A 13,384-nucleotide genomic window follows, 5' to 3' on the forward strand; every position below is an offset into this window, starting at 1 on the left:
CGCGAACGGCCGAAACGGCCCGCGCGGCCCGCCCGCGCACCCGTGCCGGACACCCGTACCGGACACTCGTGCCGGACACCCGTACAGAACGAACGAGAGGTTGGTGGCGGCCATGGCGCGAACGACGGACGGGGACGACACCCCCGTACCGCGCAGACTGCTGGCCGCCGCCACCCGCCTCTTCGCCGAGCGCGGCTACGACCGCACCTCCGTCCAGGAGATCGTCGAGGCCGCCGGGGTCACCAAAGGGGCCCTGTACCACTACTTCGGCTCCAAGGAGGACCTGCTCCACGAGGTCTACGCCCGGGTGCTGCGGGTCCAGCAGGAACGGCTCGACGCCTACGCGGACGCCGACGAGCCCGTCGCGGCCCGGCTGCGGGCGGCCGCCGCCGATGTCGTCGTCACCACCATCGACAACCTGGACGACGCCTCGATCTTCTTCCGCTCCATGCACCATCTGAGCCCGGAGAAGCACAAGCAGGTCCGCGCCGAGCGCCGCCGCTACCACGAGCGGTTCCGGGCCCTGGTCGAGGAGGGGCAGCGCGGCGGCGTCTTCTCCACCGCCACCCCCGCCGACCTCGTGGTCGACTACCACTTCGGCTCGGTCCACCATCTGTCCACCTGGTACCGGCCCGACGGCCCGCTGACCAAGCGGCAGGTCGCCGACCACCTCGCCGATCTGCTGATGCGCGCGCTGCGGCCCTGAGCCGCCCCGGCCCCGTCCTCCGCGGGGGCGGGCCGGGGCCCGTCAGCGGTGGCGGTCCAGCTCCCGGCGGGCCAGCGACCGCTGGTGCACCTCGTCGGGGCCGTCCGCCAGCCGCAGCGTCCTGGCCGCCGCCCACAGCTCCGCCAGCGGGAAGTCCTGCCCCACCCCGCCCGCGCCGTGCAGCTGCACCGCCCGGTCCAGGATCTCCTGCACCGCCCGAGGCGTCGCGATCTTGATGGCCTGGATCTCCGTATGGGCCCCCTTGTTGCCCACGGTGTCCATCAGCCACGCCGTCTTCAGCACCAGCAGCCGCAGCTGCTCCACCGCCACCCGCGCGTCCGCGATCCATGTCCGGACCACGCCCTGGTCGGCGAGCGGCGCCCCGAAGGCGGTCCGGTCCAGGGCCCTGCGGCACATCAGCGCGATCGCCCGCTCCGCCATCCCGATCAGCCGCATGCAGTGGTGGATCCGGCCCGGCCCCAGCCGCGCCTGGGCGATGGCGAAGCCGCCGCCCTCCGCGCCGATCAGATGCGTCACGGGCACCCGTACGTCCTCGAAGGCGATTTCCGCGTGCCCGCCGTGGGCGTGGTCCTCGTATCCGTACACCCGCATCGCCCGGCGCACGCTCACACCCGGCGTGTCCATCGGCACCAGCACCATCGACTGCTGACGGCGGGGGTCCGCGTTCCCCGGGTCGGTCTTCCCCATGACGACGAGCACCGCGCACGCCGGATTCATCGCACCGGAGATGTACCACTTGCGGCCGTTGATGACATACGTGTCGCCGTGCCGCTCGATCCGGGTCCGGACATTGGTCGCGTCCGACGACGCCACCTCCGGCTCCGTCATCGCGAACGCCGACCGGATCTCCCCCGCGAGCAGCGGCTCCAGCCACTGCTTGCGCTGCCGCTCGTCGCCGAACTGCGCCAGCACCTCCATGTTCCCGGTGTCCGGGGCGGCGCAGTTCAGCGCGGTCGGGGCCAGGTCGGGGCTGTGGCCGGTGATCTCCGCCAGCGGCGCGTACTGGAGATTGGTCAGCCCCGCCCCGTACTCCCGGTCCGGGAGGAAGAGGTTCCACAGGCCCCGCTGGCGGGCCTCGGCCTTCAGCTCCGTCACCACCGCCGGGGTCTCCCACGGCGAGCCGAGGGCCGCCCGCTGCTCCCGCGCCGTCTCCTCCGCCGGATGCACCCACTCGTCCATGAAGGCGAGCAGGGCGGCCCGCAGTTCCTCGGTGCGCGCGTCGAATGCGAAGTCCATGGGTGGGTTTCAGCCTTCCTGGAGAGTGGTGAGGCCGTGCTCGATGAAGACCGGGACGACGCCGCCGATCCGGTCGAAGCCGTCGCCGACCGTCTGTCCCAGGGTGTAGCGGTAGTGGATGCCCTCCAGGATCACGGCGAGCTTGAACCAGGCGAACGCCGTGTACCAGGAGATCGCGGAGGTGTCCCGGCCGGAGCGGGCGGCGTACCGCTCGATCAGCTCGTCCGTGCCGGGGTGGCCGGGGGCCCCGGCCGTGCTGCTGATCGGCGAGTGCGGCAGCTCCAGCCGGGTGCTGTACATCGCCAGCAGCCCGAGATCGGTCAGCGGGTCGCCGAGTGTCGACATCTCCCAGTCCAGCACCGCCGTGATCCGGTCGTCGACGCCGACGAGGGCGTTGTCGAGCCGGTAGTCGCCGTGGACGACGGTGGGCGCGGGGGAGCGGGGCAGCGACCGGCCGAGCGCGGTGTGCAGCTCCTCGATGCCGGCCAGCTCCCGGCTGCGGGAGGCGGCGAGCTGCTTGGCCCAGCGCCGCAGCTGGCGCTCCAGGAAGCCCTCGGGGCGGCCGAAGTCGGCGAGCCCCACCGCGCCGGGGTCCACGGAGTGCAGCTCGACCAGGGTGTCCAGCAGCCCGAGCACCACCTGACGGGTGCGCTGAGGGCCGAGCGGCAGCAGTTCGCCGGCATCGCGGTAGGGGGTGCCGGGGACGAACTCCATGACGTAGAACGGCGCCCCGAGCACCGCGCCGTCCTCGCAGAGCACCACCGTCGCGGGCACCGGCACGGCCGTACGGCTCAGGGCGCTGATGACCCGGTGCTCCCGGCCCATGTCGTGGGCGGTGGCGAGGACATGGCCCAGCGGCGGGCGGCGCACCACCCAGCGCCGGGTGCCGTCGGTGACCCGGTAGGTGAGGTTGGAGCGGCCGCCCTGGATCAGCCGCGCGCTGAGGGGTCCGCGCACCAGCCCGGGGCGGACGCGGTCGAGATGGGCGCGCAGCCGCCCGACGTCGAGACCTGGCGGGGCGTCTGGGCTCATCGGTGTTCCTCCGTGGGGTACGGGCGGGCCCGCCCATGATGACCGACCGGTCGGTATGTCGTCCAGTGGGGGCGCCGGAGGGTCCGTCGCGAACCGCCCCCGGGGTGGGGTGAGTTCCGTGGCGCGGGGTCCCGTGCGGACGGTTTCAGGCCGCCGTGAGGGGGTCTCGGACGGGCACGGGGTCCCAGGCGGGCACGGGGTCTCGGACGTGCACGGGGTCTCGGACGTGCATGGGGTCCCGCACGGATAGGCGGTCCCGCACGGATAGGCGCTCCCGGACGGGCACGCGGTCTCAGACGATCATGATCATCGCGAGTGCGGCCAGCGCCACGGTGCACCCCGCCGCGCCCAGCGCGATCCCCCCGCTCAGCGTCGCCGGGATCGGGCCCGCCCCCAGCAGCCGGGTCCGCCGGTGCGCCAGGGCCAGAAAGGCCAGCCACACCAGGGCGGTTCCCGCCAGGGCGATCGTCCCCCGGTCCCCGGCCACGTCGTCCAGGACCGCCTGCCGTACGGCGAGCACCCCCACGACCGTGCCCGCCAGTGTGGTCCGGCGCCAGGCCAGCCGGGTGCGCTCCGGCTGGAGCCCCGGGTCGCGGACGGCCGGCGCCCGGCCCGTCACCGCCCGCCCTCCCAGCCGAACAGCACCACGGCCACCATCGCCAGCGCCACACCGGCCACCACCAGACCCAGCACCACCGGGAACCGGGACACCGGCAGATCCTCGCCCCGGCGCATCGCGCGCTCGCACCGCACCCAGTGGTTGACCGCCCGCAGCGCGCAGAGCACGCCCGCGCCCAGCAGGCCGAGGGCCAGGCCGACCCGTACCCCCCAGCGCAGATCGGGCAGGAACTGGTCCACCGCGAAACCGCCGCCGATCAGCGCCAGCGCCGTCCGCAGCCAGGCGAGGAAGGTGCGCTCGTTGGCGAGCGAGAAGCGGTAGTCGGGAGTCTCACCCTCCGCACGCACCCGCCCGGGTGCGAACCAGAGCCGCAGACTCCGTGCGAGATCCCTCATTCTCCGCACCTTACCTGCGGAAACAATCAGATGATCAGTCCTGGTGCGCGGTGAGGAGACGGTAGGCGGCCAGCCCGTCCGGCACCCACTCCCACTCGGTCAGCCGCCGCTCCAGCTCCTTCGGCGGGAGGAACGCCCACCAGGCGACCTCCTCGGCCTGGGGCCGCACCGGAATATCGCAGCGCACCTGGTACACCGCCGACCACCAGGAGCGGTCCTCCTCCTCATAGAGGAAACGGAAGAGTGGGGTGGGCCGGGGGAGATCCGGTGCGCCCAACTCCTCGCGCGCCTCCCGCCACGCGGCGTCGTCGTAGCTCTCGCCGGTCCCGACGACCCCGCCCGTGAACATGGCGTACCGGGAGGGGAAGACCAGCTTGCCGGCGGTCCTGCGGTGGACGAAGATCTCGCCGGCCGCGTTGGTGACCAGGATGAAGGCACAGCGGTGGCGCAGCCCCCGGGCGTAGACCTCGCCCCGGCGCTCGACACCGACGACCCGGTCCTCGGCGTCGACCACGTCGAGCAGTTCGTCAGCGGCTCCCACGCCACCCACCTCTTTCCGTCCTGATTCCGTCCTGGTTCCGTGCACCTGGTCCGGTCCCGACCGTTGACGGGTTACCGGACCGTACGGAAGATCGGACCGGATCGCCGCCGCCACCGGGCTGTCGCCTGCCCGGTGGCCCGGCGATCTTCTCATCCGGTCCCGTACCTCTCCCGGCCCTTTCTCTTCCGGCTCTTCCTGCTCTTCCGACTCGCCCGACAAGGATGGACGCCATGGCGTACGACGCAGATGTGATCGTGATCGGAGCCGGACTGGCCGGCCTGGTGGCCGCCGCCGAGCTGATCGACGCCGGGCGCACGGTGATCCTGCTCGACCAGGAGCCCGAGGCGTCCATCGGCGGCCAGGCCCACTGGTCCTTCGGCGGGCTCTTCCTCGTCGACTCGCCCGAGCAGCGCCGGATGCGCATCCGGGACAGCCACGAGCTGGCCCTCCAGGACTGGCTGGGCACGGCGGGATTCGACCGCGCGGAGGACCACTGGCCCCGGCGGTGGGCCGAGGCGTACGTCGACTTCGCGGCCGGCGGGAAACGGGCCTGGCTGCGCCGGCGCGGCGTGCGCTTCTTCCCCGTCGTGGGCTGGGCCGAGCGCGGCGGCTACGACGCGCGCGGCCACGGCAACTCCGTACCCCGCTTCCACATCACCTGGGGCACCGGGCCCGGCGTCGTCGCCCCCTTCGAGCGGCGGGTACGGGAAGGGGTCGCCCGGGGCCGGGCCGAGCTGCGCTTCCGGCACCGGGTCACCGGCCTCGGCGCCACGGCCGGTGTCCTCGACACCGTCAGCGGGGAGGTACTGGAACCCTCGGCGGCCGAGCGCGGCACCGCGAGCAGCCGCGAGGTCTCCGGCGCCTTCGAACTCCGCGCCCAGGCGGTGATCATCGCTTCCGGCGGCATCGGCGGCAATCACGAACTCGTCCGCTCCCGGTGGCCCGAGCGGCTGGGGGAACCGCCCCGGCACCTGCTCAGCGGGGTCCCCGCGCATGTGGACGGGCTGATGCTCGGGGTCGCCGAACGCGCCGGGGCGAGCCTCGTCAACGGGGACCGGATGTGGCACTACACCGAGGGCATCGAGAACTGGGACCCGGTCTGGTCCCGGCACGGCATCCGGATCCTGCCCGGCCCCTCCTCGCTCTGGCTGGACGCGCGCGGGCGGCGGCTCCCCGTACCCCTCTTCCCCGGCTTCGACACCCTCGGCACGCTGGAGCACATCATGCGCTCCGGGTACGAGCACACCTGGTTCGTCCTGAACCAGCGGATCATCGGGAAGGAGTTCGGGCTCTCCGGCTCCGAGCAGAACCCGGATCTCACGGGGAAGTCGGTCCGCCGCGTGGTGGAACGCGCCCGGGCGGCGGTGCCGGGCCCGGTGCGCGCCTTCATGGAGCGGGGCGCCGACTTCGTGGTCGAACGGGATCTCGCCGCGCTGGTGCGGGGGATGAACGAGCGGACGGGCGAGACGCTGATCGACGAGGCGGAGCTGCGCCGTGAGATCACCGCGCGGGACCGGGAGGTCCGCAACCCGTTCACCAAGGACCTCCAGGTCATGGCGGTCCGGGCGGCGCGCGGCTATCTCGGGGACCGGCTGGTGCGCACGGTCGCACCGCACCGGATCCTGGACCCGTCGGCCGGGCCGCTGATCGCCGTACGGCTGCGGATCCTCACCCGCAAGTCCCTCGGCGGGCTGGAGACGGACCTGTCGTCGCGGGTGCTCGGGGACGACGGCGAGCCGCTGCCGGGTCTGTACGCGGTGGGGGAGGCGGCCGGGTTCGGCGGGGGCGGTATGCACGGCTACCGCTCCCTCGAAGGGACCTTCCTCGGCGGCTGCCTCTTCTCGGGGCGGGCGGCGGGGCGGGCGGCGGCGGCCGCCCTCTGAGCCCGGGGCCCGCCGCGTGTCGCGTGTCGCATGTCGCGGGCCCCGGACGCGCGACGGGGCGGAAGGAAGCCTTCCGGCCCCTTCCGCCCCGTCGCGCACCACCGGCCGCCGCTACCGATCCGGTTCCGGCTCCAGCACCGGCTCCAGCACCGGCACCGGTTCCGGCACTGGTTACAGCACCAGCGACAGCAGCAGCACGAAGACGATGCCGACCACCGAGATGATGGTCTCCATCACCGACCAGGTCTTGATCGTCTGGCCGACGTCCATGCCGAAGTACTCCTTCACCAGCCAGAAGCCCGCGTCGTTGACATGGCTGAAGAAGAGCGAGCCACAGCCGATCGCCAGCACCAGCAGCGCCGACTCGGTCGAGGACATGCCGGCCGCCAGCGGCGCGACCAGACCGGCGGCGGAGATCGTCGCCACGGTCGCGGAACCGGTCGCCAGCCGGATCGCCACCGCGATCAGCCAGGCCAGCAGCAGCGTCGGGATCGACCAGTCCTCGGAGAAGTCGAGGATCATCTGACCCACGCCGACATCGATCAGCGTCTGCTTGAAGCCGCCGCCCGCGCCGACGATCATCAGCACGCCCGCGATCGGGGCCAGCGACTTCTCGACGGTGGAGGAGAGCCGGTCCTTGGTGAAGCCGGCCGCGCGGCCCAGCGTGAACAGACCCACGAGCACGGCCGCGAGCAGCGCGATCATCGGGGAGCCGATGACGTCGGTGACCTTCTGCACCGGGTTCTCGGGGTTGTCCACCACGATCTCGACCAGGGCGTTGGCGAGCATCAGGACGACCGGCAGCATGACCGTGAAGACGGTGGCGCCGAAGCCGGGCCGGCGCTCCAGGTCCTCCGACGGGCGGGCCGGGATCATCTTCTCCGGGGCCTGGATGTCCACCCAGCGGGCCGCGTACTTCGCGAAGATCGGACCGGCGATGATCACGGTCGGGATGGAGACCAGGACGCCGAGGCCGAGGGTGATGCCCAGATTGGCGTCGAGGGCGTCGATCGCCACCAGCGGGCCGGGGTGCGGCGGCACCAGGCCGTGCATGACCGACAGGCCGGCCAGGGCCGGGATGCCGATCCGCATCAGCGAGTAGTTGCCCCGCTTGGCGACCATCAGCACGACCGGGATCAGCAGCACGATGCCGACCTCGAAGAAGAGCGGCAGACCGATCACCGAGGCGATCAGCACCATCGCCCAGGGCATGGTGCGGCCGTTCGCCTTCGCCAGGATCGTGTCGACTATCTGGTCACCGCCGCCGGAGTCGGCGAGCAGCTTGCCCAGGATCGCGCCCAGCGCGATGAGGACACCCACACCGGCGACCGTCGAGCCGAGGCCCTTGGAGAAGGACTCGATGGCCTTGGCGAGCGGGGCACCGGCGAAGGCGCCCAGCGCCAGCGAGCCGATGGTCAGCGCCAGGAAGGCATGGAGTTTGAACTTGGTGATGAGCAGGACGATGACGGCGATGCCCGCGAGGACGGCGATGCCCAGCTGGGCGTTGCCGGCCGAGGTGATCGGCGCCGCGTCCGCTGCCAGCATCTCGACGCTGAGACTGGTCACGGTGGTTCCTTGGTGAAGTGGCGAAGTGGTGCAGGGGGAAGGGGGCCCTGGGGGAGGGCGTGCCAGGGCGTGGCGGCCTCGGGGGCCGTCCGGCTCCGGTGCTAGGAGGCGTGCGGCGCGTGCGGTCCGGTGAGCGCGGCGACGGCCCGTGCGGTGATCTCCTCCGGGGTGCCGGAGACGTCGACCGCGTGGCCGGCCTCGTCCGGAGCCAGCTGCTCCAGGGTGGCGAACTGGGAGTCGAGCAGTGCCGTGGGCATGAAGTGCCCCGTCCGCTCGGACATCCGCCGCTCGATCAGCTCGCGGTCGCCGGTGAGGTGGAGGAAGACCGCCTCCGGGGCGGCCGCCCGCAGCCGGTCCCGGTAGGACCGCTTGAGCGCGGAGCTGGAGACCACGCCGCCGAGGCCCGCGCGGCCGTGGGCCCACCGGCCGATCGCGTCCAGCCAGGGATGGCGGTCGCCGTCGTCCAGCGGGGTGCCGGACGCCATCTTGGCGATGTTGGCCGGGGGATGGAAGTCGTCGCCCTCGGCGTACGGGACGCCCAGGGCCTCGGCGAGCAGGGGACCGATCGTGGTCTTGCCGGTCCCTGCCACGCCCATCACCACGACGACGTGAGGGGTGCTCATGTACATGCCTCGCTGTTTCCGTCACACCGGTGCCGACCACGGCGTCGACACCGGTCTGTCGCGCTACTGAAACCTATTAGGTACGACTTATTCAAGAGTCTGAGATCTAAACGTCATACTTTTTCTTGCCGGACCCCGCCCCGTACCCTTGATCCATGACGACAGCGGGCCCGGGCCTCCACGACCAAGTGCTCGACACCCTCGGGCTCGCGATCACCGCGGGGGAGTACCCGCCGGGCAGCGTGATCCGCACCGACGAGGTCGCCCAGCGCTTCGATGTCTCGCGCACGGTGGTCCGCGAAGTCGTCCGGGTCCTGGAGTCGATGCACCTGGTCGAGTCCCGCCGCCGGGTCGGGGTGACGGTCCTGGCCATCGAGGAGTGGAACGTCTTCGACCCCCGGGTGATCCGCTGGCGGCTCGACGGCGCCGACCGGCCCCGGCAGCTGCGCTCCCTGACCATGCTCAGATCCGCGATCGAACCGGTCGCCGCCGGGCTCGCCGCCCGCAACGCCACCGCCGAGCAGTGCGCGGAGCTGACGGCGTGCGCCCTCGGCATGGTCTCCACCTCGCGCGGCCAGCAGCTGCCCGAGTACCTCCGGCACGACATCGCCTTCCACCGGGTGATCCTCACGGCGTCGGGCAACGAGATGTTCGCCCGGCTCGGTGACGTGGTCGCCGAGATCCTCACCGGCCGCACCCACCACCAGGTGATGTTCGACGACCCGGACCCGGCGGCGGTCACCCTCCATGTCGAGGTGGCGGGGGCGGTCCGGGAGGGCGACGCGGAGCGGGCCGAGCGGATCACCCGGGAGATCACCGTGGGCGCCCTCGCCGAGCTGGACGTCCTGGCCCCCGACCCGTCGGCCTGAACACCTCCGTACCCCTTGGCCCGTGCACCTCCGTACCCCTCGGTCCGAGGTCCCCGGCCGTTGCGCCCTGAGGTCCCCGGCCCCTTCGCCTTGGGGCCCGAGGGCTCCCGGTATGCCCCGAACGCCCCTCCCGCCCCGTACACCCCACATCGGCCGCGCATCGCGAATGTCACATCGCGGACTTCTGATCCCTTACGCCCCAAGGGGCGCCCTCCCCGGCGGCTCCGCACAGTGATCGGGAACGCGTGCAAGCCGTGATTTACTGCGACGGTTTACTTTTCTGGGGCCTTGCTTTACCTGCCCGCAACCTCAGAATCCCCTCAGATCCATGTCTGTGTGACCTCGGGCACTGACACAATCGCAGGGCTGCTGATGACCCTTGCACCCTCACGAAGGCGAATCTCCCCCCATGAGCGAACGCACCAGCGCGGCCGAAGCGCCGATCACCCCGTCCACGGCGAAAAGCTCGCCGCATGTGGACGCCGGTGACGCCGGATACCGCAAGGACCTGAAGTCCCGCCATATCAATATGATCGCGATCGGCGGGGCGATCGGCACCGGACTCTTCCTCGGTGCCGGCGGCCGGCTGGCCGACGCGGGCCCCTCACTGGCCATCGCCTACGCCGTCTGCGGTGTCTTCGCCTTCTTCGTGGTGCGGGCCCTGGGCGAGCTGGTGCTCTACCGCCCCTCCTCCGGAGCCTTCGTCTCCTACGCCCGTGAGTTCATGGGCGAGAAGGGCGCGTACACGGCGGGCTGGCTCTATTTCCTGAACTGGTCCACGACCTGTATCGCCGACATCACCGCGGCCGCGACCTACGCCCACTTCTGGGCCATGTTCAGCGATATTCCGCAGTGGATCCTCGCCCTCATCGCGCTCGCCGTCGTCCTCACCGCGAATCTCATCTCGGTGAAGTACTTCGGCGAGATGGAGTTCTGGTTCGCGATCATCAAGGTCGCGGCGCTCGTCGCCTTTATGCTCGTCGGAATCTTCCTGCTGGTGACCCAGCAGGACATCGGCGGGCACACCCCGGGCTTCGGCACGGTCTCCGACAACGGCGGCATCTTCCCGATGGGCGCGCTGCCGATGCTGCTCGTCATCCAGGGCGTCGTCTTCGCCTACGCCTCCGTCGAGCTGTGCGGCGTCGCCGCGGGCGAGACCGAGAACCCCGCCAAGGTCATGCCCGGGGCGATCAACTCGATCATGTGGCGGGTCGGCATCTTCTACGTCGGCTCCGTGGTGCTGCTCGCGCTGCTGCTCCCGTACACCGCCTACACCGGCGACGAGAGCCCCTTCGTCACCGTCATGGACAAGCTGGGCGTCCCCGGCGCCGCCGGGGTCATGAACCTCGTCGTGCTGACCGCGGCCCTCTCCAGCCTGAACGCCGGCCTGTACTCCACGGCCCGCATCCTGCGCTCCATGGCCATGGCGGGCTCCGCGCCCAGGTTCACCGGCCGGATGAACAAGGGCCAGGTGCCCTACGGCGGTGTGCTGCTCACGGCCGCCTTCGGCATCGGCGGCGTCGCGCTGAACTACGTCGTCCCCGGCGAGGCGTTCGAGATCGTGCTCAACCTCGCCTCGATCGGCATCCTCGGCACCTGGGGCATGATCATGCTCTGCTCGCTGATCTTCTGGCACCGCTCCAAGGACGGCCGGGTCACCCGCCCCTCCTACCGGCTGCCGTGGGCCCCGTACACCCAGATCGTCACCCTCGTCTTCCTCGCCACCGTGGTCGTCCTGATGTGGTCCGGCGGCGGCGTGGGCCGGACCACGGTGATGTTCCTCCCGCTGATCGCCGCGGCCCTCGTCGGCGGCTGGTTCCTGGTCCGCGACCGGGTGAACGCCATCGCCGCCGAGAAGTGATCCGTCCTGCCCTGCGCTGACCCGTCCTGACTTGCCCTGACCCGTCCTGGTCCGACCGTGTCCCCCGGGACCCCCGTACCCGGGGGACACGGTCGCCAGTGGTGAGGCGGGTGTCCGCATCCTTCAAGACTGCCCTGCACCCGACGGAGTTGCTGATTCCGGTCAGGTTGGCCGAAAGTTCTCCCGTGCAACCGCATGTGTAACGTGCATCCCGGCCAACGCGGTGCCGTGGAGTGACACTGCCGACGCCATAGTGGTCATCGACCGATGGACGACGAAGGGCAGGTAACGATGGTTCAGCAGGTGCTCGGGGTGATCGCCCCCGGCCGGGACGAACCGGTACGGGTGGAGACCATCGTCATCCCGGACCCCGGCCCCGGCGAGGCCGTGGTCGAGGTGCGGGCCTGCGGTGTCTGCCACACCGATCTGCACTACAAGCAGGGGGGCATCAACGACGACTTCCCCTTCCTGCTCGGCCACGAGGCCGCCGGTGTGGTCGAGGCGGTCGGCCCCGGCGTCACCGACGTCGCCCCCGGTGACTTCGTCATCCTCAACTGGCGCGCGGTCTGCGGCCGCTGCCGGGCCTGTCTCCGCGGCCGCCCCTGGTACTGCTTCGACACCCACAACGCCCGCCAGCGGATGACCCTCACCGACGGCACCGAGCTGTCCCCGGCCCTGGGCATCGGCGCCTTCGCCGAGAAGACGCTCGTCGCCGCCGGCCAGTGCACCAAGGTCGACCCCGCCGTCTCCGCCTCCGTCGCCGGCCTCCTCGGCTGCGGCGTGATGGCCGGCATCGGCGCCGCCATCAACACCGGCCAGGTCGGCCGCGGCGACTCCGTCGCCGTCATCGGCTGCGGCGGTGTCGGCGACGCGGCGATCGTCGGCTCCCGGCTCGCCGGGGCGGCCCGGATCATCGCCGTCGACGTCGACGACCGCAAGCTGGAGACCGCACGGACGATGGGCGCCACCCACACCGTCAACTCCCGCACCACCGACCCCGTCGAGGCCATCCGCGACCTCACCGGCGGCTTCGGCGCCGACGTCGTCATCGAGGCCGTCGGCCGCCCCGAGACCTACCAGCAGGCGTTCTACGCCCGCGACCTCGCCGGCACCGTCGTCCTCGTCGGCGTCCCCACCCCGGAGATGAAGCTGGAACTCCCCCTCCTCGACGTCTTCGGCCGCGGCGGCGCGCTCAAGTCCTCCTGGTACGGCGACTGCCTCCCCTCCCGCGACTTCCCCATGCTGATCGACCTCCACCAGCAGGGCCGCATCGACCTCGGCGCCTTCGTCACCGAGGAGATCGGCCTCGGCGACGTCGAGAAGGCGTTCGCCCGCATGCACGAGGGCGACGTCATCCGTTCGGTGGTGCGACTGTGACGACCACCCGCGTCGACCGGCTCGTCACCGCCGGCACCTTCTCCCTCGACGGCGGCACCTGGGACGTCGAGAACAACGTCTGGATCGTCGGCGACGACACCGAGGCGATCGTCATCGACGCCGCCCACGACGCCGCCGCCATCGAGGCCGCGCTCGCCGGCCGCACCCTCCGCGCGATCGTCTGCACCCACGCCCACAACGACCACATCGACGCCGCCCCCGCGCTCGCCGCCGCCACCGGGGCACCCATCCTGCTCCACCCCGACGACCTGCCGCTGTGGAAGCAGACCCACCCCGACCGGGCCCCCGACGGCGAACTGACCCACGGGCACACCCTCACCGTCGCCGGCACCGACCTCACCGTGCTCCACACCCCGGGCCACGCACCGGGCGCGGTCTGCCTCCACGCGCCCGCCCTGAACACCGTCTTCACCGGGGACACCCTCTTCCGCGGCGGCCCCGGAGCCACCGGACGGTCGTTCTCCCACTTCCCGACGATCATCGACTCGATCCGGGACCGGCTGCTCACCCTGCCCCCGGAGACCGTCGTCCGCACCGGCCACGGCGACCCGACCACCATCGGGGACGAGGCACCCCACCTGGCGGAGTGGATCGACCGCGGCCACTGAGCCCCACCCGGCCCCGGCCCCCTCGC

At 71.7% G+C, this 13,384-nt stretch carries 13 protein-coding genes; 6 read left to right on the plus strand and 7 right to left on the minus strand.

Annotated features, from left to right (window positions below):
* Positions 1-112 precede the first annotated feature (112 nt).
* Positions 113-706: a TetR/AcrR family transcriptional regulator gene (locus tag SYYSPA8_RS18050; protein WP_323448235.1), complete on the plus strand. Its 594-nt coding sequence runs from the start codon at positions 113-115 to the stop codon at positions 704-706.
* Between the two features lie 42 nt (positions 707-748).
* Here the strand turns inward: SYYSPA8_RS18050 and SYYSPA8_RS18055 are convergent, their stop codons facing one another.
* The 5 genes from SYYSPA8_RS18055 to SYYSPA8_RS18075 form a co-directional block, all read right to left on the minus strand.
* Positions 749-1,963 carry an acyl-CoA dehydrogenase family protein gene (locus tag SYYSPA8_RS18055; RefSeq protein ID WP_323448236.1) on the minus strand — a complete coding sequence of 405 codons (1,215 nt, stop codon included), beginning with the start codon at positions 1,961-1,963 and terminating at the stop codon, positions 749-751.
* Positions 1,964-1,972: 9 nt separating this feature from the next.
* A complete protein-coding gene (locus tag SYYSPA8_RS18060) occupies positions 1,973-2,995 on the minus strand; it encodes a phosphotransferase family protein (protein ID WP_323448237.1) in 1,023 nt (340 codons plus the stop codon).
* A 292-nt stretch (positions 2,996-3,287) separates the two neighbouring features.
* Complete coding sequence (locus SYYSPA8_RS18065; protein ID WP_323448238.1) at positions 3,288-3,614, minus strand: DUF202 domain-containing protein; 327 nt, start codon at positions 3,612-3,614, stop codon at positions 3,288-3,290.
* Complete coding sequence (locus tag SYYSPA8_RS18070; RefSeq protein ID WP_323448239.1) at positions 3,611-4,009, minus strand: YidH family protein; 399 nt, start codon at positions 4,007-4,009, stop codon at positions 3,611-3,613. The genes SYYSPA8_RS18065 and SYYSPA8_RS18070 overlap by 4 nt, the downstream gene beginning before the upstream one ends.
* A gap of 34 nt (positions 4,010-4,043) precedes the next feature.
* A complete protein-coding gene (locus SYYSPA8_RS18075) occupies positions 4,044-4,550 on the minus strand; it encodes an NUDIX hydrolase (RefSeq protein ID WP_323448240.1) in 507 nt (168 codons plus the stop codon).
* 230 nt (positions 4,551-4,780) lie between these two features.
* On the opposite strand from SYYSPA8_RS18075, the gene SYYSPA8_RS18080 reads away from it, so the two are divergent.
* Positions 4,781-6,433: an FAD-binding dehydrogenase gene (locus tag SYYSPA8_RS18080; RefSeq protein WP_323448241.1), complete on the plus strand. Its 1,653-nt coding sequence runs from the start codon at positions 4,781-4,783 to the stop codon at positions 6,431-6,433.
* 171 nt (positions 6,434-6,604) lie between these two features.
* Here the strand turns inward: SYYSPA8_RS18080 and SYYSPA8_RS18085 are convergent, their stop codons facing one another.
* Complete coding sequence (locus tag SYYSPA8_RS18085; protein WP_323448242.1) at positions 6,605-7,999, minus strand: GntT/GntP/DsdX family permease; 1,395 nt, start codon at positions 7,997-7,999, stop codon at positions 6,605-6,607.
* Between the two features lie 101 nt (positions 8,000-8,100).
* Positions 8,101-8,622, minus strand: coding sequence for a gluconokinase (locus SYYSPA8_RS18090; protein ID WP_323448243.1), 522 nt, complete (start codon positions 8,620-8,622; stop codon positions 8,101-8,103).
* A 155-nt stretch (positions 8,623-8,777) separates the two neighbouring features.
* Here SYYSPA8_RS18090 and SYYSPA8_RS18095 point away from each other — a divergent pair, with 155 nt between their 5' ends.
* From SYYSPA8_RS18095 to SYYSPA8_RS18110, 4 genes are all read left to right on the plus strand, one after another.
* Entirely contained in the window at positions 8,778-9,491 is a 714-nt protein-coding gene (locus SYYSPA8_RS18095; protein ID WP_323448244.1) for a FadR/GntR family transcriptional regulator, read from the plus strand.
* 409 nt (positions 9,492-9,900) lie between these two features.
* Positions 9,901-11,352 carry an amino acid permease gene (locus SYYSPA8_RS18100; RefSeq protein ID WP_323448245.1) on the plus strand — a complete coding sequence of 484 codons (1,452 nt, stop codon included), beginning with the start codon at positions 9,901-9,903 and terminating at the stop codon, positions 11,350-11,352.
* A gap of 291 nt (positions 11,353-11,643) precedes the next feature.
* The gene (locus tag SYYSPA8_RS18105; RefSeq protein WP_323448507.1) at positions 11,644-12,729 is read left to right on the plus strand and encodes an S-(hydroxymethyl)mycothiol dehydrogenase; all 1,086 of its coding nucleotides are present in this window, start codon (positions 11,644-11,646) and stop codon (positions 12,727-12,729) included.
* Complete coding sequence (locus SYYSPA8_RS18110; protein ID WP_323448246.1) at positions 12,726-13,358, plus strand: MBL fold metallo-hydrolase; 633 nt, start codon at positions 12,726-12,728, stop codon at positions 13,356-13,358. The genes SYYSPA8_RS18105 and SYYSPA8_RS18110 overlap by 4 nt, the downstream gene beginning before the upstream one ends.
* Positions 13,359-13,384: the final 26 nt, after the last annotated feature.

Origin of the sequence: Streptomyces yaizuensis (assembly GCF_034961445.1) — a bacterium.
GTDB lineage: Bacteria > Actinomycetota > Actinomycetes > Streptomycetales > Streptomycetaceae > Streptomyces > Streptomyces yaizuensis.